Consider the following 24852-nt stretch of genomic DNA (forward strand, 5'->3'; position numbering starts at 1 on the left):
GCTCAAGCGTGGCAGTCGGGCACTTCCTGGTCCAGATAGACATCGAAGGCGACATCGCGCGCCCATTTGGCGGTCATGGCGTTCCAGCCGCCCGTGGCCTGCCAGGTGCGCATTTCGTTCTGCAGCCAGGCCGCCTCGGGCGCGCGCGCCAGCCAGCCCAATTCAGCGCGGCGGCCTTCGGGCGGCAATGTGGCGGAAAACTTGCGCCACTCGGGAAAGCGCATGAGGGCGTTCCAGGCGACGTCATCGATCAGGGCGATATCGCACTGCCCTTCGCGCACGGCCACCAGCGCATCCGAGGGCACACGATAGGCTTGCACCTCGGCGCCATGGGCCCGGGCCAGGGCCTGGGCGCGCGTGTTGGCCTGAGCCATGCAGACACGCTTGCCGGCCGCCTGCGACCAGTTGCGCATGGGCGTATCGCTGCGGATGACGGCCTTGGGCTGGACGGTGTAGCGGCTGCCCACCCAGCCCGGTTCCGGCGCCGCGCCGTCGGCGCGCTCGGCGAGCACGACATCGGCCCGCCCCTCGGCCAGCGCGGCCTGGGCCTGGGCGGCGGGCACTTCGACCAGCGCCAGCGGCAGACCCAGGCGCTCGGCCAGGCGCGCCGCCGCGGGCTGCTGCAGCCCTTCGGGCGTGCGCACTTTGGCCCCGGCCACGGGCGCCGGCGCCAGCGCCGGCACGCCGACGCGCAGCTCGCCGCGCGCCCGCGCCTGGGCAAAAGCCTCCTGCGCCTGCGCCGCCGCGCCGCACAGGGCGGCCGCGGCGAACAGCAAGGCGCGGAGCAAGGCCGTCTTCATGGCGTCACACGTATTGATAGCGCAACAGGCGGTGCTTGAGGTTTTCCAGCACGAACTGGTCGATCAGCGCGGCCAGGACGGCGATGACCAGGATGTTGGCCATCACGCCCGTCATGTCGGCGATCTCGCCCGAATAAGCCAGCGAACGGCCCAGCCCCTTGCCGAAACCGATCAGCATCTCGGCCGAGATCAGCGCCCGCCAGGCATTGCCGAAGGCCAGCTGCGCGCCGGTGATCAGCTCAGGCATCACCGCCGGCAGATAGACCCGCTTGACCAGGCCCCAGGGTGAAGCCCCCATGACCCGGGCCGCCGACACATGCACGCGCTGCACCGACTCGGTGGCGTTCATCACGCTCAGCGCGGCCGGGAAGAAAGCCGACAGCGCCACCACCACGATGATGGGCGTATTGCCGAAGCCCATCACGATGAGAAACAGCGGCACCCAGGCGATCGAGGGAATCGACTGCAGGATGACGATGGCGCTGCGCAGCACCTCGCGGAAGAAAAACAGCAGGGCCGCGACCAGCCCGAAGCCTATGCCGGCCAGCAAGGCCAGGCCATAGCCCGCTCCCAGCCGCGCCAGCGTCCCGGCCAGGGCCTGGTGGAAACTGCTTTTGCCGATTTCCTCGACCAGACGGCCCAGGACCGCGGGCACGCCGGGCATCAGGAAGTCGGGGAGGATCCAGGCCGCCGTCTGCCACAGCAGCAAAATAAAGAGCACGCCAAGCACCCCGGCCAGGTGCTTGCGCGTGCCAGTCACACGGGAGCTCAAAGTTTGCGCGCCTTCTGCCAGGAGAGATCGACAATCGACGACACATCGTAGGGCTTGCCATCACGGGTCTTCAGCGAACCCTGGGCCTGGAGGATGTCGGCGATTTCCTGCATGCGCTTGGTGTCCTTGTCGGTCAGGGCCGGCGTGAACACCTGGGTGCGGATGGCTTCGCTGATCACCGTCTCGCGCGGCAGTTCGCCGCGGGCCAGGGTCTTGAGCGTGGGCTCGGCGATGAAGTAGGAAGCGATCAGCTTGGACGCTTCATCGGGCTTGTTCTGCAGCAGGTCGATGGCGGCCTTCTGGGCGTCCAGGGCCTTCCAGACGTCGTCCTTGCGCTTGGCCAGGACCTCGCCCGACGTGATCACCACCATGCAGGGGAAAGGCCAGGACTGGCCCACTTCGTAGATCTGCTTGACCGGCGCGACCAGCTGCGCGATGCGGTCATAGGGCTCGAACAGAAAGGCCGCGTCCACGCGCTTGCCCACCAGCGACTGCACGGCCACGGCGGGACTGACGCCCATCACGTTGACATCGCCCTCGCCCAGCTTGCCTTCCTTGAGCACCACGCCCTTGAGCACCACGTCGGCGGTGCTGCCCTCGGCCTGCGAGGCCAGCGTCTTGCCCTTCAGGCCGGCGATGTCCTTGATGCCCGAATCATCGCGCACCAGGAGGGAGTGATAGCCCTGCTGGGCCCCGCCGACCACCTTCAGGTCGGCGCCCTTGGAGGCCCAGGCCACCGCATTGGTGAAGCCCAGCACGCCGATGTCGAGCTGGCCGCCGACGATGGCCTTGATGAGGTCGGTGCCCGACTTGAACTCTATCAGTTCGGAGTCCAGGCCCGCTTTCTGGTAATAGCCGCCCTCCTGGGCGACGATGGCTTGCGCGTCGTCCATGACGCGCAGATAGCCCACGCGGAATTTCTCGGCCGCCATGGCCGGCGCGGCAGCCAGGAGCGCCGCCGCCAGGGGCAGCGACAACCATTGCTTGAACTTCATGTGTGTCTCCAGTATTGCGGGTGGGGGCAAGCCAGGCTTGCCCGGCGATCTAGGCGGCCAGGGCCTGGGCGGCGTGGTCTTCGTCCACGGCGATGCCCAGCAGGCGCAGGATTTCGCGCTTTTCGCCGGCCAGGTCGGCCAGGTCATGCGTCTTGGCGCGATGGGCGAGATTGAACTCGCGCAGCACGCGGGCCGGACGCGGCGAGAAGACGACGATGCGGTCGGCCAGGAACAGGGCCTCGTCGACATCGTGGGTGACCAGCAGCACCGTGGGCTTTTCTTCGCGGATCAGCTGGCGCAGCACGTCCTGCAGGCTGAGCCGGGTGAGCGCGTCCAGCGCGCCGAAAGGCTCGTCCATGAGCAGGGTCTGCGGCTGGGCGATGAAGGCGCGGGCCAGCGCGGCGCGCTGGCGCATGCCGCCGGACACTTGATGGGGGTAGTAGTGCTCGAAGCCGGCCAGGCCGACCCGGGCCAGCCAGGCATCGGCGCCGGCGCGGGCCTGCCGCTTGGGCGTTTTCTGGAACTCCAGCGCCAGGGCCACGTTGTCGCGCAGCGTCAGCCAGGGATAGAGCGCGTGCTCCTGGAAGACCAGGGTACGGCTGGGATGCGGGCCGCTGACGGGCTGTCCATCGGCCAGCACCCGGCCTTGCGTGGCGTTCTCCAGGCCGGCGGCCAGGTGCAGCAAGGTGGATTTGCCGCAGCCCGAGGGGCCGACCAGGGCGACCAGTTCGCCGGTCTTGAACTCGCTGCTGAAGCCATCGACGACGCGCAGGTCGCCGAATTGCTTGTGGACGTGATCGAAAGTCAGATTCATGGGCATCTCGGCCGCCGCGAGGCGGCTTGGGGGTTGCCTCGTAATCTAACAATCAGTTATATGAACTCAAACGATATTTATCGCATGTTTTAACAACCCAAAGCTATATAAGCGCGCGCGCCGGCGCAAGGCATGGGCGGCGCGGAAGCTGGGCAGGGCGTTCTTTGCGCGGCGGGACCGCCACATGGACGGCCCGCGCGCCACACGGGTGCGGGACGAGATCAGCCTTCGATGCCGCGCGAGGACAGATAGTCTTCGTAGCCGCCGCGATAGTCGACGATCTCGCCCGAAGGCAGGATTTCGATCACGCGCGTGGCCAGGCCGCTGACGAATTCGCGGTCATGCGAGACGAAGATCAGCGTGCCCTGGAATTTTTCGAGCGCGAACTGCAGCGACTCGATGGATTCCATGTCCAGGTGGTTGGTGGGCTCGTCCAGCAGCAGCACGTTGTGGCGGCCCAGCATCAGGCGGCCGAAGGTCATGCGGTTTTTCTCGCCGCCGGACAGCACCTTGGGCGCCTTGGGCAAGTCGTCGCTGGAGAACAGCAGGCGGCCCAGGGCCGAACGGATGGCCTGGTCATCGTCGCCGGGCTGGCGATAGGCCGCCATCCAGTCGAACAGATTGATATCGGTCTGCTGGAATTGATCGGAGACGTCCTGGGCCATATAGCCCATGTCGGCGTTCTCCGACCACTTCACCGTGCCGGAATCGGGCGCCAGGTCCAGAGCCAGCAGGCGCAGCAAGGTGGTCTTGCCCACGCCGTTGGCGCCGATGATGGCGATCTTTTCGCCCGCCTCGACCATGGCCGAGAAATCGCGGATGACCGGCGCATCGTAGTGCTTGTTCAGATGTTCGATGGTCACGGCCTGACGGTGCATGACCTTGTTCTGCTCGAAGCGGATATAGGGGTTCTGGCGCGAGGACGGCTTGACCTCGACCTGCTCGGCCTTGATGCGGTCGATCTGCTTCAGGCGCGAGGTGGCCTGGCGCGACTTGGACTTGTTGGCCGCGAAACGGCGCACGAAGTCCTGCAGCTCGCTGATGCGCTCCTTGGCCTTGGCGTTGTTGGCCGTCAGGCGCTCGCGCGCCTGCGTGGAGGCCAGCATGTAGTCATCGTAGTTGCCCGGGTAGATACGGATGTCGCCGTAGTCCACGTCGGCCATGTGCGTGCACACCTGGTTCAGGAAGTGGCGATCGTGGCTGATGATGATCATGGTGCTCTGATAGCTGTTGAGCACGGTTTCCAGCCAGCGGATGGTGTTGATGTCCAGGTTGTTGGTCGGTTCGTCCAGCAGCAGCACATCGGGATTGGAGAACAGCGCCTGGGCCAGCAGCACCCGCAGCTTCCAGCCCGGGGCGATTTCGCGCATCAGCAGATTGTGCTGGTCCACGGCGATTTCCAGGCCCAGCAGCAGTTCGCCCGCCCGCGCCTCGGCGGTATAGCCGTCATACTCGGCGAACTTGGCCTCCAGGTCGGCCGCCCGCATGTAATCGTCTTCGGTGGCTTCCGGGTTGGCGTAGATGGCGTCGCGCTCGGACATGGCGGCCCACATCTCGGTGTGACCCATCATCACCACGTCCAGCACCCGCACGTCTTCGAAGGCGAACTGGTCCTGGCGCAGCTTGCCCAGGCGCACGCCCGGCTCCAGCGACACATTGCCGGCGGAGGCTTCGAGATCGCCGCCGATGATCTTCATGAAGGTGGACTTGCCCGAGCCGTTGGCCCCGATGAGGCCATACCGGTTGCCCTCTCCGAACTTGACGCTGACGTTCTCGAAAAGCGGTTTGGGACCAAACTGAATGGTGAGATTGGCAGTAGAGATCACGGTGTCTGATTATGCTGATACAGGCCAAGAGCGCCCGGACGATATCGGCGCCACGGCCGATATGACGGCGCCGATCGACGGCAGGAGGCCGCGGGCCGGCCCGGCGCGGCAGGCCTAAGCCCCTGGCCACGGCCGGTGGAGTAAACCTGACAGTGTACCAAGCCCGGCGGATTTCTGCCCTGGTCCGTCCCCAGACAGCGCCGAAAGCGGCCCGAAGCTCAGTGGTGGTGTTCGTCGATCACCAGGTGGGCCAGGCCGCGCTCGGTCGCGATCCCGACCTTCTGCCCGATAGGCAGCGTGGCCTTGAGATCGCCATGGCCATAAGGCAGGCCGGTGACCACGGGCACCTTGACCTCGCGGCGCAGCCACTTGATCACCTCGGGCAGATCGTAGCCCTGGTCGTGGGCGGCCAGCTTGTAGTCGCTGAAGCCGCCCAGCAGGATGGCTTTCTGCTTTTGCAGCACGCCGGCCTGGGCCAGCTGGGCCAGCATGCGCTCGATGCGGTAGGGATGCTCGGCGACATCTTCGAGGAACAGGATGCCGCCGCGCACCTTGGGAAAATACGGCGTGCCCAGCAGGGACATCAGGGTGGCCAGGTTGCCGCCCCACAGCACGCCGCGCGCATCCACCGCGTCGGCATCGCGCGTCTCGAAGCTCAGGATCTCCAGCTCGCCGCGCATGATTTCGCCAAACAGCGCCACGGTGAGCGCATCGGTGCGCTTGCCGCCGAAGTCGCGCACGGCGGTGGCGCCGGTATAGCTGACCGCGCCGGTGCGCGCCAGCAAGGCCAGATTGAAGGCCGTGAAATCGCTCATGCCCACGAAGCGCTTGCCGCTGTCGGCCATGGCCGTCCAGTCGATATACGGCAGCAGGCGCGACAGGCCGTAGCCGCCGCGCGTGGCCATGACGATGGGCAGCTTCTGGGCGGCCGCGCGCGCCAGGCCCGCCAGGCGCTGCTTGTCGGTGCCGGCGAAACGCTGGTGGGTGGCCAGCGCGGCGCGGTCCAGCGCGGTCTTGAAGCCTTCGGCGGCCAGGCGTTCGCGGGCCAGCTCGACGGTCTGCGGATCGCGCACCGCCGAGGACGGCGACACCAGGTAGATGCCGCCAGCCGCGGCCGGATGATGTTCGCAGGCGGGCCCGCATTCGTGATCGTGGCCGTCGTGGGAGGCGGCCTTGGCGTTTTTCTTCATGCTGTATTTTCCTTCTTGCGGCGTTCGCGGAAAAACGCCCGCAGCAGATCTGCGCAGGGCTGCGCGAGCACGCCCCCGCTTACCGTGGTGTGATGATTGAGTTGAGCCACCGCGCCGACATCGAGCACGCTGCCGCAAGCCCCGGTCTTGGGATCGTGGGCGCCATAGACCACGCGCGACAGGCGCGCATGCAGCATGGCGCCGATGCACATGACGCAGGGTTCGAGCGTGACATAGAGGGCCAGGCCCGGCAGGCGGTAGTTGCCCAGCCGGCGGGCGGCCGCGCGCAAGGCCACGACCTCGGCATGGGCCGTGGGATCGGCGTCGAGGATGGTGCGGTTATAGCCGGCGCCCAGCACCTGGCCCTGGCCGTCGACCACCACCGCGCCCACCGGCACCTCGCCGGCCGCATAGGCCAGGCGCGCCTGGTCCAGCGCCAATTGCATATAGACGTCGTCGGCCGCCAGGGCCGCGGCCTCAGCCACCGTAGGTCCTGGACTTCAGGGAGACGCTGCCGGCCAGGCCGATGAGGGCGGCCTCGAGCAATTGATACAACTCCGCTTCCTCGTCGTAGCGCGCGAAATTGAGATTGGACACCCGGCCCTGCTCCACAAAGCCCCAGGCCCGGCTGCGCTTGTCGCGATGGCTGGGGTCCCAGACGCCGAAGGCATAGCCGCCGGCGCGGCGGATGAGGGAGAAGCAGGGAATGTCGGTATAGCCGTCGCCGACGAAGACCATCTGGTCAAAAGGCACCCGCAGCCTGTCCTCGGGCACCTTGCGGTTGACCTCGAAGGGTTTGTTGCGGAATTCCGGCCCGACCAGCCCCTTCTGGATGTGGAAGAGGTAGCGGGTCTTGTCGGTGAAGCTGACGATGCGCCGCGGGAAGCTGATGCCGTTGTCGTCATAGATGAATTCGGAGGCCCAGATATCGGTGAACTCGGCCGCGATGGGCGTGGCGCGCACGATGTCGCCGATGCCGCTGGAGATCAGGTAGAACTCCAGCTGGATGCGGGGATGCGCGGCGCGCACGGCCTGGCGCAGACGGCCGAACAGCGTGTCCACGCCCTTGTGCAAAGGCAGGCGGGCGCCCCACTCCTGCAGCCGCTCGCGCGTGATCGCCCCATGCCCGCCCTGGCGGGAGAGCTCGATCATCTTGTAGAGATAGGCCGGCACCGGATCCCAGTCGCCCTGCGACAAGAGCGGATCGACGGCGTCCTTCCAGAAGGCGGCGGTGTCCACGCCGATGCTTTCGAGAAAGCCGGTGGTGCTGTCCGGAGCCAGCGTGTCGTCGAAGTCGAATACCAGGGCAATGACGTCGGACATTCGGGGGCAACTGAAGTGGGAGAACCCACATTTTGCCTCAATGCGGCCCGGGTTGCTGCGGGGCGGCCCGGCCGCCCCGCCCGGGATTAGCGCATCGGCGCGGGCGTCGGTGCCGGTGCCGGTGCCGGTGCCGGCTGCAGGCTGCCGGGCGCGGGCGCCGGCGGCACGCCCTGGGGCGTGGCCCCGGGGGTGCCCGCGGGCACCGGGATCACGGTCTCGCGCAAGACGCCGCCCCCTGAGACGCTGCCGCGGGTCGTGGTATTGGCCGGATCCGTCATCTGGGTGATGCAATCCTGGCGCTGCTGGCCAGGCAGGGAATCACAGCGCTGCAGGCGGTTCTGGTCGAGGTTGCCCGAACCATTGCCCAGGCGGTTGCGGCTCGCCTCGTCGCGCGCGGCGCCCGCCTCGCGCAGACATGTCTGGCGGTCCTGGCCGCTCATGCCGGCGTTGCAGCGCGCCATTTCGCGCTTGTAGACGGCGTCGGGGGAGTTGTCATCGGCCGCGCGGGCGGGGCTGGCGGCCCACAGGGCGGCGCCCAGGGCCAGCAGCGCGCAGGCGCCCGCATGCAGCGGCAGTCGGCGCAGGGAGTGTGCTTGTTTCATGGTCATCTCCTGTTTGGGTTGACAAGCCGGAACGGATCCGGGGGACCAAGCTGACAGCTGTAACACCCCTACCTTACGCAAATCCGGCCCGCCGAACATGCGCGAGATGTTACAGAGCTGTCCAAGCGTAATGGGCTCAAGGCTCGCTGCTGGCGCTGGTGCGAGGCACGTTGGGGCCTACCTCGGCATCCCGGTTGCGGTAGACCGCCGCGCGCATGAGCATCATGCCGGTGACCGGCGAGGTCAGCACCAGGAGGATGACGATGACCACCTCATGGAAGACCGGGCGCGAGGCCAGGTAGGAAAACACCAGGATGGAGGCCAGCAGCACGCTGCAGGCGCCCAGGGTATTGGCCAGCGTGGGCGCATGGATGCGGGCGTAGAAATGCCCGAAGCGCAGCAGCCCGACCGCCCCGGTCAAGGCCAGCATGCCGCCGGCGATCAGCAGCAGGCTGGCCGGCACGGCGATCCACCATGGGATATCGGCGCCTATCATGGTTCGATGACCTCCCCGCGCAGCAGGAACTTGGCCATGGCCGTGGAACCCACGAAGCCGAACAGCGCGATCAGGAGCGCGATGTCGAAATACACGCCCGTGCCCACGCGCAGGCCGAAGACCAGCATGATGAGCATGCCCTGGATATAGACCGCATCCAGGGCCAGCACGCGGTCCTGGGCGGTGGGCCCGCGCAGGATGCGGATCACGGCGCAGCCCAGGCCGATGCCGAAGCAGATCAGCGCGAAGGACGCCGACCAATAAAGTAACAGGCCCATTATTCGAATACCTCCATCAGCGTGCGCTCGTAGCGCCCCTTGACCAGCGCCACCCACTCGTCCTCGTTCTGCAGGTCGAGCACGTGCAGGGTCAGCTCATTGTCGCGGGAGATGTCGACGACGACCGTGCCCGGCGTATAGGTCAGGATGCAGACCAGCATGGCCTGGCCATGCGGATCCCGCAGACTCAGGGGGATGCGCATGAAGCCCGGCGACATGGCCACATGGGGCCGCCAGATGAGCTGGGTGACCGCCCAGTTGGACCGGATGATGTCCACCAGCACCCGGCAGAACAGCCCGGGCAGCAGATGGAAGCGGCGCGGCTTGGCCTTGAGCGGCCGCAGCCGCGTGGAGGCCCAGCCCAGCCACAGCGCCAGGGCGGCGCCCAGGGCCACCTGCCCCCAGGACAGCGATTCGTTGAGCAGCAGCCAGAGCAGGAACATGCCCAGCGGCAGGAGCATTTTGGCGAAGAGGCCGCGCATCTCAGTGGTCCTCCCCGATCACGCGCACCGGCTGCTTGGACAGGACGGCCTCGATATAGGCGGCCGGCGTATCCAGCGACTGGGCGGCGGCGTCCAGATAGGCCGACACCGGCCCGGCGCCCGCGGCCAGCGCCACGCACAGCAGGATGAGCACGGCCACCGGGCCGGCCTCCAGCACGCGCAGCCGCGGCGTGCTGCGCTCTTCGCTGCTCCAGAAGCTGCGGATGCCCGCGCGGCCCAGCGCCATCAGGCCGGCCAGGCCGGACAGGAGCACGCCGGCCACCAGCAGCCAGGCGTCCAGGGGCGGCGCCGAGGTGTTGGCGGCCGTCACGGCCGCCGACAGGAGCGAGAACTTGGCCACGAAGCCCGACAGCGGCGGCAAGCCGGTGACCAGCAGCGCGCAGGACACAAAGGCCAGCCCCAGGAAGGCCATGGCCGCCGGAATCGCCACCCCGACCACGTCGTCGGAGCGATTGGGCGTGGCCGGATCGTCGAGATCGAAGCTGTCCATGGTGACGGCTAGCACGTTGGCCCCGAAGCTGCGCGTGCGTTCGATCAGTTCGACCAACAGGAAGAAGGCGCCGGTGGCCAGCACCGAACTGAGCAGGTAGAACAGCGCCGGCCCGGTCAGCGTGACGCCCGGCATGCCCAGGGCCGTCAGGAGCGTGCCGGCCGAGACGATGACGCAATAGCCCACCAGCTTTTCCATCTGCTGCGATGCCAGGATGCCCACGCCGCCGAAGATCAGGGTGGCCAGCCCGACGGCGAACATCCAGTCCAGGCTGAAGGCCGAGGGCGCCCCCGTGGGCAGCAGCAGCGAGCCGATACGCAGCAGCGAATAGATGCCGACCTTGGTCATGATGGAGAACATGGCCGCGACCGGCGCGCAGGCCGATCCATAGCCGCTGACCAGCCAGAAGTTCAGCGGCCAGGCTCCGGCCTTGACCAGGAAGGCCACGCCCAGGATGGCCGCGCCGGCTTCGAACAGACGCCGGTCGGTGCCGACCAGGGTGCCGGCGCGCACGGCCAGGTCGGCCATGTTGAGCGTGCCGGTCACGCCGTAGATGAGCGCGATGCTGATCAGCAGCAGGAAGGAGGCCACCAGGTTGACGGCGATGTATTGCAGCCCGGCGCTGACCCGGGCCGCGCCCGAGCCGTGCAGCAGCAGGCCATAGGAAGCCGCCAGCAGCACTTCGAAGAAGACAAAGAGGTTGAACAGATCGCCCGTCAGGAAGGCGCCGTTCAGGCCCATGAGCAGGAACTGGAACAGCGAGTGGAAATGCACGCCCGCCCGGTCCCAGCGCGCCAGGGAATAGATCAGCGTGGCCAGGCCCAGCGTGGCGGTGAGCGTGAGCATCACGGCCGCCAGACGATCGACCACCAGCACGATGCCGAAGGGAGCGGGCCAATCGCCGGGCAGGTAGACGCCGATGCCGGCGGGCCAGATACCGTCGGCGCCGCCGGCCAGGGCCAGCAGCGCGATGGCGCTGCCCAGCTGCAGCAGCGTGGAGACCACCGCGATGAACGCGCGTTCGCGGCGCCGGGTATCGGCCAGCAGCAGCATGACGGCGCCAGCCAACAGCGGCACCGCGATGGGATAGATGGGAAGATGTTGCTGCCAATCGATCAAGATTCGGGCTCCCGGCCGTCAACGTGGTCGGTGCCCGTCAGGCCCCGCGAGGCCAGCAGCACCACGAGAAACAAGGCCGTCGTCGCAAAGCCGATGACGATGGCGGTCAGGACCAGGGCCTGCGGCAGCGGATCCGCGTAGACACTGGGGTCGGGCGGCACCAGCGGATCGACCACCGGCGGGCGCCCCACCGTCAAACGCCCCATGCCGAAGATGAAGAGATTGACGGCATAGGAGATGAGCGACAGGCCCATGATGACCTGGAAGGTCCGCGGCCGCAGCAAGAGCCAGACGCCGGAGCCGACCAGCACGCCGATGGCGATTGCGTATATCCATTCCATATCAGGCTCCCTTGATCGCGGTTTCGGCTTCGGCCTGCGCCTCGGCCGCCAGCTTGCGCTGCGCGCGCAAGGACTGGTGGGCCAGCGCCACCAGCACCAGCACGGTTGCGCCCACAACCAGCATGTAGACGCCAAGATCGAACAGCAGCACGCTGGACAGGTGGATCTTGCCCACCAGCGGCATATAGAGGTCCCAGGCCAGCGCCGACAGGAAGGGGCGCAGGGCCAGCCAGGCCGAGACCGCCGCCGCGCCGGCGGCCAGCAGCCCCAGGCCGACCCAGTGCTGCGGGTTGAGCCGGCTGCGCGATTCCACCCAGTACACGCCGCCCACCATGTATTGCAGGATGACCGAGGTGGCCATGACCAGCCCGCCGACGAAACCGCCGCCCGGCAGGTTGTGCCCGCGCAGCAGCAGATAGACCGACACCAGCACGGCCACCGGCAGCAAGAGGCGCACCAGCACGGCCGGAATGCGCATGGCGCCTTGCGGCAGCGGCGATTTGATGTCCGGCGCGGGCGGCGCCTGGCCGGCTTGCAGCCCGTCCTGCACGCGCTGCTGCCGCGGCATCTCTATGCTCTCCTGGGCCGGACGGAAGCGGCGCAGCAGCGCGTAGACCGTCAGGGCCACGATGCCCAGCACCGTGATCTCGCCCAGGGTGTCAAAGCCGCGGAAATCCACCAGGATCACATTGACCACATTGGTGCCGCCGCCCTCGGGCAGGGCCTCCTCGACGAAGAAGGAAGAAATGGTGTCGCCCACCGGACGGGTCAGCATGGCGTAGGCGATGGCGCTCATGGACAGGCCGGCCAGCGCGGCCAGGCCCAGGTCGCGCGCGCGGCGCAGACGCGCTTTCAGGTCCGGGCGGTCCTCCTCGCCCTCGCCCACGATGCGGCGCGGCAGCCAGCGCAGGCCCAGCAGCAGGAGCACGACGGTCACGACCTCGACGGCCAGCTGCGTCAAGGCGAGATCGGGCGCCGAAAACCATACAAAGGTCAGGCAGGTCACCAGCCCCGCGCCGCCGGACAGCGTCAGCGAGGCCAGACGGTGGTATTTGGCCTGGTAGGCCGCGCCCAGCGCGCAGGCGCCGCCGGCCAGCCAGAGCAGCAGGAAGACCGGGTCGGCCGGCGTGCGCGGCCCCTGCCCGTCCAGCCAGCCCGGCACGCGCAAGGGCAGCCAGGCCACCAGCAGGGTGCCGATCACGATGACCAGCATCTGCACCTGCAGGCGCGGCGAGGCCAGGCGGCGCAGCAGCCAGCGCGCGGCCACCGAGCTGGCCTCGAAGAGATATTCAAAGGTGCGCCGGCCGTCCAGGCGGTAGATGAAGGGCACGCGCCCCGGATGGGCCGCCTGGTGGGCGCGCAGCGCCAGATAGAGCAGCACCCCGGCCGTCATGGCCACCAGGCTCATGACCAGCGGCAGGTTGAAGCCATGCCAGACGGACAGGCTGAACTGCGGCATGTGCACGCCCAGGATGCTCTGCGCGGCCATGGTCAGCAAGGGCCCGACGGTCAGCCCGGGCGCCACGCCGATCACCAGACAGAGCAGGACCAGCAGCATGCTGGGAAACAGCATCCAGCGCGGCGGCTCGTGCGGCGCGCGCGGCAGGTCGGTGGCTGGCGGCCCGAAAAAGACCTGCAGGATGAAGCGCAGGGAATAGGTCACGCTGAAGGCGCCGGCCACGGTGGCCATCAGCGGCAGCCCGTATTCCAGGAAGCGGTCGCCGGTGATGAAGGTGGTCTCGGCGAAGAACATCTCCTTGGAGATGAAGCCGTTGAGCAGCGGCACGCCCGCCATGGAGGCGGCGGCCACCATGGCCAGGGTGGCCGTCAGCGGCATGGCGGAATACAGCCCGCTCAGGCGGTTGACGTCGCGCGTGCCCGTCTCGTGGTCGACGATGCCGGCGGCCATGAACAGCGAGGCCTTGAAGATGGCGTGATTGACCATATGGAAGATGGCCGCCACCAGGGCCAGCGGACTGTTCAGGCCCAGCAGCAGCGTGATCAGGCCCAGATGGCTGATGGTGGAATACGCCAGCACGCCTTTCATGTCCTGCTGGAAAATGGCCGCGTAGGCGCCCAGCACCAGCGTGCACAGCCCCGCTCCGCCGATGATCCAGAACCACTCGTCGGTGCCGGCCAGAAGCGGCCAGAAGCGCGCCAGGAGGAAGACCCCCGCCTTGACCATGGTGGCCGAGTGCAGATAGGCCGAGACCGGCGTGGGCGCGGCCATGGCATTGGGCAGCCAGAACTGGAAGGGAAATTGCGCGCTCTTGGTGAGCGCGCCCAGGGCCACCAGCGCCAGGGCGGCCGGATACCAGGGGTCGGCCCGCACCAGGTCGCCCGAGCGCAGCACCACGTCCATGTCGTAGCTGCCCACGATATGGCCCAGCAGCAGCACCCCGCCCAGCAGACAGAGGCCGCCGGCGCCCGTGACCGTCAGGGCCATGCGCGCGCCGCGCCGCGCGTCGGCGCGGTGATGCCAATAGGCGATCAGCATGAAGGAGGCCAGGCTGGTCATTTCCCAGAACATGACCAGCTGGATGAGGTTGCCCGACAGCACCACGCCCAGCATGGCGGCCATGAAGGCCTGGAAGAAAGAGAAGAAACGCGGCACCGGGTCTTCGGGCGACATGTAGTAGCGCGCGTAGAGCACGACCAGCGTGCCCATGCCCGAGACGATGAAGGAGAACAGCCAGGCAAAGCCGTCCATGCGCAGCGCGAACTGCAAGCCCAGCGCCGGCGCCCAGGGTATCTGAACCCGTATCACCTCGCCTGCCGCGATCTGGGGGTAGAGGCTGGCCACCAGCAAGGTGGAGGCCAGCGCGACCAGGCCGGCCAGCCAGGCTTCCGCGTTGCGGGCATTTGCCGGCAACAAGGCGGCGCACAGGCTGCCGGCGAACGGCAGAGCGAGAATGAGTATTAGCGACATGGCGCTCCGGGAAAGATCCGGCTCTTCTCTTGCGGTCGGCGAGAGAGGAGCATGAAGCCTGATAGGCGGTCGGAAGACGCCCTGGCTCGACCCATACTACCGCTCGCCGCCGTCCTGGAATAAGACAACACATCCCTCCAGGGCGGCGAACGCGCTGAAGGGCACTACGGAAGGGGTTCTGGCGAAATCGGCCAGGAGACTCAGACGAAAAATATCAGATTCTTGTAAGTTACGCACGAATAAACCGCGATTACCCGAGGATCATTGCACAATAATTGCGCAATCAGGGAAGTTTGATGCAGCGCAATAGTCCTGCCTGTGTTCGGGTAAGCCCTGCTATCTCCCGGGCCGCTTTTTGTGTGGAATGCCGCGCCCGGCCCACAAAGCCGGAAAAGCATGTTTTGAACTTGCGGCAACAGGGCGGACCCGCCCGCCGCGCTGAGGAGATAGCCCCATTATGAAAATCCGTACCCTGCTGTGCGCGGCGCTTGGCGCCGCGGTGCTCGCGTCGCCGGCCATGGCCGACTACCCGGACCGGCCCATCCGCCTGATCGTGCCTTTCGCGGCCGGCGGCACCACCGACATCGTGGCGCGCGTGGTCGCCGAAAGCCTGGGCCGTGAATTGGGCCAGGCCATCGTGGTCGAGAACAAGGGCGGCGGCGGCGGCGCCATCGGCGCCGAGGCGCTGGCCCGCTCCGCGGCGGACGGCTACACCCTGGGCATGGCCACCGTCAGCACCATGGCGACCAATCCTGCCACCAATCCCAAGACGCCCTACAACCCGCTGAAGGATTTCACGCCCATCATCAACCTGGTCAACGTGCCCAATGTGCTGACGGTCAATCCCAAGGTGCCGGCGCAGAACCTGCAGGAATTCGTCGCCCTGCTCAAGGCCAACCCGGGCAAGTACAGCTATGCCTCGGCCGGCACGGGCGGCATCTCGCACCTGGACGGCGAACTGTTCAAGTCGCTGACCGGCACGCCTGATTTCATCCACGTGCCCTACCGCGGTTCGGGCCCGGGCCTGAACGACACCATCGCCGGCCAGGTGAGCGCGCAGTTCGACAACCTGCCCTCCTCCATGCCGCATATCCAGGCGGGCAAGCTGCGCGCCCTGGCGGTCGCCTCGACCCAGCGCGTGCCGGGCCTGGAGAATGTGCCCACCTTCGCCGAGGCCGGCATGCCGGACATGAACAATATGGCCTGGTATGGCCTGGTGGCGCCGGCCGGCGTGTCCCCGGCCGTGGTGCAGCGGGTGCACGACGCCGCGGCCCGCGCCCTGAAGGACCCCAAGACGGCCCAGCGCCTGATCGACGGCGGCTCGCAGATCGACGGCGGCACGCCCGAGGCCTACGCGGCGCTCATCAAGCGCGAGCTCGAACTGCGCCAGAAGATCGCGCGCGAGCAGAAGATCCAGCTCACCGAGTAAGCGCATCGAGGTGGCGCACGGCCACCCCCATGTCCTGCCATGCCTCGGCGTGGCAGGTGAAAAGCAGGATCTGATGCCGCGTGGCGGCGTCGAACAAGGCCCGCTTGACCCGCTCGCGCCGGCTGCCGTCGGCATGCACCAGGGCGTCGTCCAGCACCAGCAGGGTCGGCCGTCCCGCCTGGCGCAGCAGATCCGCGTAGGCCAGGCGGGCCAGCAGGCCCAGCTGCTCGCGCGTGCCGAAGCTCAGGGCGGCCAGGGCGTCCTCGGTATCGGCGCGCGCCAGCGCCACGGGCAGCAGCTTGTCATCCAGACGCAGGTCCGCGCCCGGAAACAGCAGGCCCAGATAATGCGACAGGCGTTCGGACAAGGGCCGCAGCAGGCGGCGCGTGGCCGTCTCGCGCTGTTCGTCCAGCAGCCGCCAGAGCAGGTCCAGGGCCGCGGCGCGGCGCGCATAGTCGTCGCGCAGGCGGCCGGCGCGCTGCCATTCGGCCTCGGTCTCGGCCAGCCGCTCGCCCAGCCCCTGGGCGCCAGCCTGCTCCAGCCGGCCCTGCAATTGCAGCAGGCGCGCATGGCGTTCCTGCTGCGCCTGGCGCGCCAGCCCGGCCGAGCGCGCATAGCGCTCGGCATCCTGCTTGACCAGATCGGGCCGCTGCGCGGCCAGCGCCGCCTCGGCCTCCTCGGCCTGGCGCCGGCAATCCTGCTCGCGCTGTTCGGCCTGGGTGAATTGCACGGCCCGCGCCGCCCGGCGCGCGGCCTGCGCCTCATCGTCAAACACCGCCTGGCGGCTTTCGTATTGTTCGCGCAGCGCGCCGGCCCGGCCCAGGGCCTGGACATGACCGGCCTCGGCCTCGCGCGCCAGCCGCTGCGCGGCCTCGGCCTGCGCCTGGCAGCGGCGCAAGTCATCGCCGGCCGCGGCCAGGCGCGGCGCCAGCTCCTCGCCCGGCGCCTGCGGCGTCAACTGTGACTGCAGGCGCTCGCGCGTGCTGATGGCCTCGGCCAATTCGGCGCGCCGCGCCGCCAGCCCCTGCGGGGCATGCGCGGCCAGGGCCAGCCTGGCCTGCGCCAATTCGCGTTCCAGCTGCTCGGCCCGCGCCAGCCGCGCTTCGCCTTGCGCCAGGCTGGACACGCCCAGGGCGGACAGCGCTTGCGCCAGCCGCGCCTGGACATCGGCCAGCTCGCGCCGCAAGGCGGGCAAATCCTGTCCGCCCGGCTGGATGAGCAGCGAGCCCAGTCCGGGCAGCCTGAGTTCGGCGGCCTCCGACAACAAGGCTTCGCCCTCGCCCTGCAAATCCCGTCCGCCCAGCGCCAGGCTGACGCCGGGCTCAAGAACGTGGCGGATGCGCGTGGCCGCGGCCTCCAGGCGCAAACGCAGGCCCTCGCCTTGCTGTTCAAGCTTGCGCAAGGCCGCCAGGCCCTGGGCGTCGATGCGCGCCTGGCGCCACTGGGTTTCCAGGTCCGCGGCCTGAACCTCGGCCGCCTGGGCGGCTTCGAGCGCGGCCGCCAGGCGCGCCTCGTCATTGATCACCCGCCGCAGCGCATCGCGCATCTCGGTCTGCCGGCGCGCTTCCTGCAGAGTCTCCAGCGTTGCGCGCGCGGCCTGCAAGGCCGACTCGGCCTGCTCGCGGGCCTGGGCGGCGCGCGCCGCGGCCTCGGCGGCCTGGGCCGCGGACCGGGCCGCGCCGGCGGCGTCGGCGCGCAACTGCCCGAGTGTCTCGGCGTCCTGCTGGTCGCGGGCGGCCTGCTCGCGCAGCGCCTGGGCCAGGCGCTGCGCCTCGGCGGCGTCCTGGCGCAGGCGCTGCACGGTTTCTTCCTGGCGCGCCAGCGCCTGCAGCTGGGCGCGCGCCTGCGCGGCCTGCTGCTCCAGCGCCAGCCAGGGCGCTTCGCGTTCATTGTGCTCGTACTCGGCCCGCCACTGCGCCAGTCGATCCACGTCGGCGTCCAGTTCGGCGCGCTCGCGCAGCAAAGCGTCATGGGCCTGGCCCAGGCGCGCCCAGTTATCCTCGGCGGCCTTGTAGGCGCCCTTGGGCTTGCCGCCGCGCGCATCCAGCAGCGCCGCGCGCGCTTCCTGGACCTGCGCATGCAGGCGGTCGCCGTCCTGGCTGGCCAGCTCGCCGGTGATCCGCGTCAGGGCCTCGCGCACTTGCGCTCCGGCGTGCTGGGCCGGCTCGGCGATGTCCTGGCCGCTGCCTTGCGCGATCCAGAGCAGCCCCGGCACGCCGGCATGCTCGGGCTTGCTCTGGCCGCGCCCCGGGATCTCGAAACCCAGCAGCTGGGCCAGCGCCTGCTCGGCCGCCTCGCCCTCCAGGCGCTGGCTGTCGATCAAGAGCTCGCAGCGCGCCCGGTGCAGGAATTGCTTGCGCAACTCGTACTGCCGGCCAGCATGCTCGAACGCCACCGTGACCGAAGGCCGCGCGCCGCTCATGCCATAAGGCGCCAGGTCGGCCACCTTGCTGGTGTTGTAGCGCTCCAGGAAGGCCGCCCGCAGCGCCAGGGCGTAGGTGGACTTGCCGGCCTCATTGGGCCCGGCGATGATGTTCAGCCCGGGCTCCAGGCGCTCCAGGGCCACCGGCTCGCGGAACTTGCGGAACTCCTGCAGGGCGATGCGGTGCAGCTTCATGCGCCACGCTCCTCGCGCGCCAGGCGCATGAGAATGCGCATGGCCTCGCGCGCGACCGGCGCGGCCTGCGGATCGCCCTGCATGGCGCGCAGCCGCGCGGCCACCTCGCCCACATAGCCGCCGCCATCCAGGGCGGCGAAATCGGCCTCGTCGGGTTCCAGGTCGAGCGCCTCATTGTCCAGGCGCAGCGCGCGCAGCCTGGCCTCGGCGCGGCCGATGGCCTGGGCCAGACGCTCCCAGGCGGCCAGCGACACACTGCCGCGCAAGCTCAGGCGCAAGACATCGTCGGCCTGCAACGCCCGCAGGCGCGCTTCCAGCGTCTCGGCATCGGCCGGCAGCGCGAGATCGACCTCCCAGTCCTGCCAGCGATAGCGGCCGACCGCCACCGGCTCGACCTCGGGCCCGGCGTCCGACAGCCGCACATGCAGCACAAAACCGGGCTCGTTGCCGCGAAACCGGTCGGGCTCGGGCGTGCCGGCATACCAGCAGCGCGCATCCACGCGCAGACAGCCATGCCAGTCGCCCAGGGCCAGATAATCCAGACGCGCGCGCTCGGCGCGGTCCGGCGCGATGGGGTTGGCCGCGTCGGCCGACGCGGGCAGGCGCCCGGCCACGCTGCCATGCGCCAGGCCCACGCGCGGCAGGCCGGGCGGGGTCTCGAGGCTGTCGAACACGCGCGTGACATCATCGTAGGTATGGCGCTGCGTCAGCGGCGCGGCCAGCACGGCCAGGCCAGGCAAGGCGATCACGCCGGGCTGCAGCGCAAGATGCACATTGCCGGGAATGCAGTCGAGCTGGCGCGCGCGGGTCCAGACGCTTTCGGCCAGGGCCGCGTCGTGGTTGCCGGGGATCATCACCCAGGGCCCGGCATAGCCGGCCAGCGCGCCGAATAGGCGCCGGATGGTGCGGTCGGAGACCGCCTGGGTGTCGAAGACATCGCCCGCCACCAACACGGCGTCCACGCCGCGCTCGCGCGCCAGCGCGGCCAGCCGGGCCACCGTTTCCAGGCGGGCCTCGGCCAGCACGGCGGCGTCATCGTCGTCGAACTGGCCGTACTGCCGGCCTATCTGCCAATCGGCGGTGTGCAGGAAGGAAATCGGGCGGGAGCTCATGGCCGGATTGTGGCACAAGCCCCCGCGGCGCAAAGCGCTTTGAAGGCCGCTCAGGCGCGGCTCTGGCCCAGGCGCAAGGCGCCGCCGCCGCCGCGCGCGTCGCGGTAGCGCGAAATCGCCAGATCGTCGGCGCGGATGGCCGGCTGGCGGCCCATGACGATATCGGCCATGAGCTTGCCCGACCCGCAGGACATGGTCCAACCCAGGGTGCCATGGCCGGTGTTCAGGAAGAGATTGTCATGGCGCGTGGCCCCGACGATGGGCGTGCTGTCCGGCGTCATGGGGCGCAGGCCGGTCCAGAACTCGGCGGCCGGCAGATCGCCGCAGCCAGGGAAAAGATCGTCGACCACCATTTCGAGCGTGGCGCGGCGCTGGGGTTTGAGGCTGAGGTCGAAACCGGCCAGTTCGGCCATGCCGCCCACGCGGATACGCTCGTCGAAGCGCGTGATGGCGATCTTGTAGGTTTCGTCCAGCACGGTCGACACGGGCGCGGCCTGGGCATCGGTCATGGGGATGGTGAGCGAATAGCCCTTGACCGGGTAGACCGGCAGGTCCAGGCCCAGGGGCGCGAGAAAGTCGCGGGTGTAGCTGCCAAAAGCGGCGACATAGGCATCGGCCTTGATGAGCTCGCCGCCCACCCGCACGCCGCTGACGCGGCCGGCTTCCAGCGCCAGGCCGTCGACGGCCTGGTTGAAACGGAATTGCACGCCCAGGCCGGCCGCCAGGTCGGCCAGCGCGCGCGTGAAGCGGCGGCAATCGCCCGTTTCGTCATTGGGCAAGCGCAGGCCGCCGGCCAGCTTGTGCAGCGAGCGCGCCAGGGCCGGCTCGGCCGTGGGCAGGCGGTGGCGGTCCAGCAGCTCGTAGGGCACGCCCACCTCATCGAGCACGGCCATATCGCGCCGCGCCGCCTCGAGCTGGGCCTCGGTGCGAAACAGCTGCAGCGTGCCCAGGGCGCGTTGCTCATATTGGATGCCGGTGGCCTGGCGCAGTTCGCGCAGGCAATCGCGGCTGTATTCGGCCAGGCGCAACATGCGCTCTTTGTTGACCGCATAGCGGTCGGCCGTGCAATTGGCCAGCATGGCGGCCATCCAGCGCCACTGCCAGAGGCTGCCGTCAACGCGCAAGGCCAGCGGCGCATGCTTCTGGAACAGCCATTTGAGCGCCTTGGCCGGAATGCCCGGCGCCGCCCAGGGCGTGGAATAGCCCGGCGAAACCTGGCCCGCGTTGGCGTAGCTGGTCTCGTCGGCCGGGCCGGCCTGGCGATCCAGCACGGTCACCTGGGCCCCCTGGCGAGCCAGATAGTAGGCCGTGGTCGTGCCGATGACGCCGCTGCCCAGGACGATGATATGCATAGCAATCCCCGTGATTCTGCTATTGGTAGGTTGATCCTCATAGTCTAGGACGGCATATATAGTGAAAATCACTGAAAAAACCGGTTTGGCATTAAACTTTCACTGGCAACACGGATTTTCCCGAGCTTGGGGAGTGAAATGCGCGAACTGGACCGCACCGACCAAAAAATCCTCGATATCCTGCAACGTAATGGGCGTATTTCCATTACCGAATTGGCCGAGCAGGTCAACCTCTCGGCCACCCCCTGTTCCGAGCGCGTCAAACGCCTGGAGCGCGACGGCGTCATCGCCGGCTACCACGCCCGGCTCAACCCCGCCGCCCTGGGCAAGACGCTGCTGGTCTTCCTGGAGATCCGCCTGTCGGCCAAGTCGGGCGACGTCTTCGACAAGGTCAAGCAAGAGCTGATGTACGTCCCCGAGGTCATGGAGTGCCACCTGGTGTCGGGCGACTTCGATTACCTTGTGAAAGCCCGCCTGTCCGAAATGGCCGAGTACCGGCGGCTGCTGGGCGAAATCCTCAAGCGCCTGCCCGCCTCGGCCGAATCGCACAGCTATGTGGTCATGGAAGAGATCAAGGAATCGCTGTATTTGCCGGTGGATCGCTGAGCCGGGCCGGCGGGCACGGTTCTAGTACCATTGGCGCCTGATTGGACGCCTGCTGTCCGGAGTAGCCCAAATGTCCCGACGCCTTTACCGATATTTCTTTCTTGGCCTGATCACGATCCTGCCGATCGCGCTCACGCTTTATCTGCTGTTTATCTTCCTGGCCTGGACGGAAGCCATCGCGCTGACCTTCCTGCGGCCCTTCATCGGCAATTTCTATATTCCCGGCCTGGGGCTGCTGCTGGGCATACTCGCCATCCTCGCCATCGGCTACCTGGTCTCCAAGGAGCGCGTGCAGCGGGTGCTGCTCTTTCTGGAAATGCCGTTCACCAACCTGCCGGTGGTCAAGAGCATTTATTCATCGCTCAAGAGCTTTGCCGATTATTTTTCCCCCAGCGCCAAGTCCACCTCGCAGCAGGTGGTGGTGCTGCGCATGCCCGGCCATCCGCTGGAAGTCGTGGGCCTGATCACGCGGCGCAGCACCGACGGCCTGCCCGAGGGTTTTCTGCCCGGCGAGCGCGTGGCCGTCTACCTGCCCATGGGCTATATGATCGGCGGCTACACCGTCTTCGTGCCCACCGAATGGGTGGTGCCCATCAATATGTCGGTCGAGGAAGCGATGCGCTCCTCCCTGATTGCCTGGATGGCGCGCGCCGACAATCCGGGACAGGTGCCGCCCGCCCCTCCCGCCCCGCCGCCCACCGACCGGCCGGCCTGATTTATGCTGTAGCGGTCGCGGGCCCGCCGGCCCGTTTCCCCCAAGCCGGCCACGGCCGGCGCTTGCCATCAGGTGCTTCAATCCATGCAGCCCAGCGCAGTTTCCGCCGCCCGTGATCCGGGCGGTATCCGTATTCTTCCCGGCGCCCAGGACAGCCTGGCGGCCGCCCGGCATTTCCTGCGGTCGCGCGGCCTGGACGCCCACGCCTGGTGCGACGCCGCCGACGACGGTTCGGTGCGCATCCAGGCCAGGCCCGAGTTCGCCCAGCGCCACCTGCCCGAGGGCGACACCACCGGCCTGGTGCAAAGCCTGGGCCTGGACACCCGCGGCGACGCCGATCTCGAGCAGGAGATCGTGATGGCCATGCTGGCCTGTCCGGTGGCCTTTCCGTTTCCCGATGTCGCCGAGCTGGAAGCGGCCCTGCGCATCCGCCGCAATATTGTGCGCGCCGCCACGCGCACCGCGCTGGCCTTCGATACCGAGCAGGCCGAGCGCCCCGCGGATTACTGGACCTACGACGAAGCCACGGGCTTTACCATCCTGCCGGGCCGTTCGCTGATCGAAGGCCTGACGCTGGCCACCCAGCCCCAGGTGTCGGGCCAGACCTATGCCTTTTCCTGCTACCGGGCCACCGAATACGTGACGGTGCTGGGCATCGCCCAGGAGCTGCAGCAAAGCAATCCGGAACTCCATGCCCGCCTGCAGCGCCAGTGGGAGACGCGCGCCGTCATGTCGGGCCGCTTCCATGACGCCTTCCTGCGCGAATACGGCTCGCTGGACGCCCCGCTGCCGCCGCGCTTCTACGTGCCCGGCGACCGGCTGTGGTTCCGCAACCCGGATGCCCACTCGTCCAATGTCGAGGGCTATGAGGGCTCCTGGGTCTTTTACCTGGGCTCGGGCCTGTTCAATAATTTCTGGAAGCGCGACCAGCCCTATACCCTCACGCACAAATGCCTGGAGATCTTCCATTGGCGTGACGGCGCGCGCCTGAACGAGCAAGGCAAGCTCTTCATCGACGAGGACATCGTCGAGGCCCGCGTGGCCCGGACCCAGGCCGACCCGGCCGCCCGCCAGGCCGTGCTCGAACGCATGCTGCGCATCCGTGATCCGCAGGGCGTGTACGCCGAAGGCGGCTGCATCGACGCCACCCGCGAATGCGCGCGCTGGGTGCTGCCCGGCCACGCCGACATCGCCCTGCCCGAATTTCCTCAGGCGCTGTCCTGACCTCCTGGCCCAACACCATGTCTCATCTGATTGTCCATGGCGGCACCGCGTTGCGCGGCAAGATCGTGCCCTCCGCCAACAAGAATGCCGTCCTGCCCATCCTCTGCGCCACGCTGCTCACCGACCAGCCGCTGCGGCTGATCGGCGTGCCCGAGATCACCGACGTCAAGAAGATCCTGGACATCTTCCGCCTGCTGGGCAGCGATGTCTCCATGGACTTCTCCACCGGCGTGCTGGAACTGCACCACCGCGACACCGCCTTCGACCCGGCCCGGCATCACCTGCCCGAGGAAATGCGCTCGTCCATCATGCTGGTGCCGCCGCTATTGGCCCGTTTCGGCGTGGCGCGCCTGGAAAACGACGTCAAGGGCTGCACGCTGGGCGTGCGCGAGATCGATCCTCACGTGGAAGTCTTCGAGCGCTTTGGCGCGCGCATCGAGCGCGCGCCGCACTCGCTCATCGTGCGCGCCGACGGCCAGCTGGCGGCCAATGACCATTGGCTGGACTACGCCTCGGTCACCACCACCGAGAACTTCGCGCTGTGCGCGGCCGCCGCGCGCGGCGTCTCGACCCTGGTCAACGCCGCCTCCGAACCGCATGTGCAGGAGTTCTGCCGCTTTCTGGAGATGCTGGGCGTGCCCATCAGCGGCATCGGCACCTCGCATCTGCGCATCGAGGGCGGCCGGCGCCTGGGCGGCGGCGAGTTCCGCTTTGACGAAGACTTTCACGAGATCGCCACCTTTCTGGCGCTGGGCGCCATCACCGGCGGCTCGATCACGGTCAAGAACTCCGCGCCCGGCCAGTTTCCGCTCATCGACCGCACCTTCGCCAAGTTCGGCGTCGAAGTCGAACACCGCGATGGCTGGTCGCAGGCGCATTGCGACGGGTCGCTGCGCGTGCGCCGCCCTTTCACCCAGAACATCCTCACCAAGGTGGAGGCCGCGCCCTGGCCCTACCTGCCCGTGGACCTGCTGCCCATCTTCATCGCCCTGGGCGTGCGCGCCGAAGGCAGCGCCATGTTCTGGAACAAGGTCTATGACGGCGCCATGGGATGGTCGGTCGAGCTGTCCAAGTTCGGCGCCCATGTCTTTCTATCGGACCCGCACCGCCTGATCACCTTCGGCGGCCTGCCGCTGAGCCCGGCCAAGGTCGAAAGCCCCTACATCATCCGCGTGGCGATCGCCCTGCTGATGGTGGCCGCCAGCATCGAGGGCCGCTCGGAGATCATCAACGCCCTGCCCATCCGCCGGGCGCACCCGAACTTCGTCGAGAACCTGCGCTCGGTCGGCGCCCGCGTAGAGTGGGCCGAGGGCGATTGA

At 68.3% G+C, this 24852-nt stretch carries 23 protein-coding genes; 5 read left to right on the forward strand and 18 right to left on the reverse strand.

Going from position 1 to position 24852, the window contains the following annotated elements; genetic code table 11:
- Positions 1-2: 2 nt before the first annotated feature.
- The 15 genes from L540_RS00510 to L540_RS00580 form a co-directional block, all read right to left on the reverse strand.
- Entirely contained in the window at positions 3-800 is a 798-nt protein-coding gene (locus L540_RS00510) for a type 2 periplasmic-binding domain-containing protein (protein WP_043209168.1), read from the reverse strand.
- A gap of 4 nt (positions 801-804) precedes the next feature.
- Positions 805-1560, reverse strand: coding sequence for an ABC transporter permease (locus tag L540_RS00515; protein ID WP_043209171.1), 756 nt, complete (start codon positions 1558-1560; stop codon positions 805-807).
- 8 nt (positions 1561-1568) lie between these two features.
- A complete protein-coding gene (locus tag L540_RS00520; protein WP_043209172.1) occupies positions 1569-2567 on the reverse strand; it encodes an ABC transporter substrate-binding protein in 999 nt (332 codons plus the stop codon).
- A gap of 49 nt (positions 2568-2616) precedes the next feature.
- Positions 2617-3381 (reverse strand): ABC transporter ATP-binding protein, encoded by a 765-nt coding sequence (locus L540_RS00525; RefSeq protein ID WP_043209443.1) that lies wholly within the window; start codon positions 3379-3381, stop codon positions 2617-2619.
- A gap of 221 nt (positions 3382-3602) precedes the next feature.
- Positions 3603-5207 carry an ABC-F family ATPase gene (locus tag L540_RS00530; protein WP_043209174.1) on the reverse strand — a complete coding sequence of 535 codons (1605 nt, stop codon included), beginning with the start codon at positions 5205-5207 and terminating at the stop codon, positions 3603-3605.
- Positions 5208-5425: 218 nt separating this feature from the next.
- Positions 5426-6397 (reverse strand): LD-carboxypeptidase, encoded by a 972-nt coding sequence (locus tag L540_RS00535; RefSeq protein WP_043209176.1) that lies wholly within the window; start codon positions 6395-6397, stop codon positions 5426-5428.
- A complete protein-coding gene (gene tadA / locus L540_RS00540; protein ID WP_109842437.1) occupies positions 6394-6843 on the reverse strand; it encodes a tRNA adenosine(34) deaminase TadA in 450 nt (149 codons plus the stop codon). The genes L540_RS00535 and tadA overlap by 4 nt, the downstream gene beginning before the upstream one ends.
- A gap of 31 nt (positions 6844-6874) precedes the next feature.
- Positions 6875-7720, reverse strand: coding sequence for a haloacid dehalogenase-like hydrolase (locus L540_RS00545; RefSeq protein WP_043209181.1), 846 nt, complete (start codon positions 7718-7720; stop codon positions 6875-6877).
- Positions 7721-7806: 86 nt separating this feature from the next.
- Positions 7807-8322 carry a hypothetical protein gene (locus tag L540_RS00550; protein ID WP_043209183.1) on the reverse strand — a complete coding sequence of 172 codons (516 nt, stop codon included), beginning with the start codon at positions 8320-8322 and terminating at the stop codon, positions 7807-7809.
- Between the two features lie 136 nt (positions 8323-8458).
- The gene (mnhG, locus tag L540_RS00555; protein WP_043209185.1) at positions 8459-8818 is read right to left on the reverse strand and encodes a monovalent cation/H(+) antiporter subunit G; all 360 of its coding nucleotides are present in this window, start codon (positions 8816-8818) and stop codon (positions 8459-8461) included.
- Positions 8815-9096, reverse strand: coding sequence for a K+/H+ antiporter subunit F (locus L540_RS00560; RefSeq protein ID WP_032955200.1), 282 nt, complete (start codon positions 9094-9096; stop codon positions 8815-8817). Before L540_RS00560 ends, mnhG begins: the two co-directional genes overlap by 4 nt.
- Entirely contained in the window at positions 9096-9578 is a 483-nt protein-coding gene (locus L540_RS00565) for a Na+/H+ antiporter subunit E (protein WP_043209188.1), read from the reverse strand. Before L540_RS00565 ends, L540_RS00560 begins: the two co-directional genes overlap by 1 nt.
- 1 nt (position 9579) lies before the next feature.
- Positions 9580-11208: a monovalent cation/H+ antiporter subunit D gene (locus tag L540_RS00570; protein ID WP_043209189.1), complete on the reverse strand. Its 1629-nt coding sequence runs from the start codon at positions 11206-11208 to the stop codon at positions 9580-9582.
- On the reverse strand, positions 11205-11549 hold the full coding sequence (locus L540_RS00575) for a Na+/H+ antiporter subunit C (RefSeq protein WP_005014186.1): 345 nt from the start codon (positions 11547-11549) through the stop codon (positions 11205-11207). The genes L540_RS00570 and L540_RS00575 overlap by 4 nt, the downstream gene beginning before the upstream one ends.
- Before the next feature lies 1 nt (position 11550).
- Positions 11551-14478 (reverse strand): monovalent cation/H+ antiporter subunit A, encoded by a 2928-nt coding sequence (locus L540_RS00580; protein ID WP_043209191.1) that lies wholly within the window; start codon positions 14476-14478, stop codon positions 11551-11553.
- A 457-nt stretch (positions 14479-14935) separates the two neighbouring features.
- Here L540_RS00580 and L540_RS00585 point away from each other — a divergent pair, with 457 nt between their 5' ends.
- Positions 14936-15907: a Bug family tripartite tricarboxylate transporter substrate binding protein gene (locus L540_RS00585; RefSeq protein WP_043209193.1), complete on the forward strand. Its 972-nt coding sequence runs from the start codon at positions 14936-14938 to the stop codon at positions 15905-15907.
- Here L540_RS00585 and L540_RS00590 read toward each other — a convergent pair.
- Genes L540_RS00590 through L540_RS00600 form a run of 3 tightly spaced genes read right to left on the reverse strand, consistent with a single transcriptional unit; the run spans position 15897 to position 20988 of the window.
- Positions 15897-18524, reverse strand: coding sequence for an AAA family ATPase (locus tag L540_RS00590; RefSeq protein ID WP_043209196.1), 2628 nt, complete (start codon positions 18522-18524; stop codon positions 15897-15899). The two genes, L540_RS00585 and L540_RS00590, sit on opposite strands and share 11 nt — an antisense overlap.
- Positions 18521-19636: a metallophosphoesterase family protein gene (locus L540_RS00595; protein ID WP_043209198.1), complete on the reverse strand. Its 1116-nt coding sequence runs from the start codon at positions 19634-19636 to the stop codon at positions 18521-18523. The genes L540_RS00590 and L540_RS00595 overlap by 4 nt, the downstream gene beginning before the upstream one ends.
- 50 nt (positions 19637-19686) lie before the next feature.
- Positions 19687-20988, reverse strand: coding sequence for a D-amino acid dehydrogenase (locus L540_RS00600; protein ID WP_043209200.1), 1302 nt, complete (start codon positions 20986-20988; stop codon positions 19687-19689).
- Between the two features lie 138 nt (positions 20989-21126).
- Here L540_RS00600 and L540_RS00605 point away from each other — a divergent pair, with 138 nt between their 5' ends.
- From L540_RS00605 to L540_RS00620, 4 genes are all read left to right on the forward strand, one after another.
- A complete protein-coding gene (locus tag L540_RS00605; RefSeq protein WP_043209202.1) occupies positions 21127-21594 on the forward strand; it encodes a winged helix-turn-helix transcriptional regulator in 468 nt (155 codons plus the stop codon).
- Positions 21595-21664: 70 nt separating this feature from the next.
- Positions 21665-22309, forward strand: a complete 645-nt coding sequence (locus tag L540_RS00610) for a DUF502 domain-containing protein (protein WP_043209204.1) — start codon at positions 21665-21667, stop codon at positions 22307-22309.
- An 84-nt stretch (positions 22310-22393) separates the two neighbouring features.
- On the forward strand, positions 22394-23533 hold the full coding sequence (locus L540_RS00615) for a lipoprotein (protein ID WP_043209206.1): 1140 nt from the start codon (positions 22394-22396) through the stop codon (positions 23531-23533).
- A 17-nt stretch (positions 23534-23550) separates the two neighbouring features.
- Positions 23551-24852, forward strand: coding sequence for a UDP-N-acetylglucosamine 1-carboxyvinyltransferase (locus L540_RS00620; protein WP_043209207.1), 1302 nt, complete (start codon positions 23551-23553; stop codon positions 24850-24852).

Origin of the sequence: Bordetella pseudohinzii, from assembly GCF_000657795.2 — a bacterium.
Classification (GTDB): Bacteria; Pseudomonadota; Gammaproteobacteria; order Burkholderiales; family Burkholderiaceae_B; genus Bordetella; species Bordetella pseudohinzii.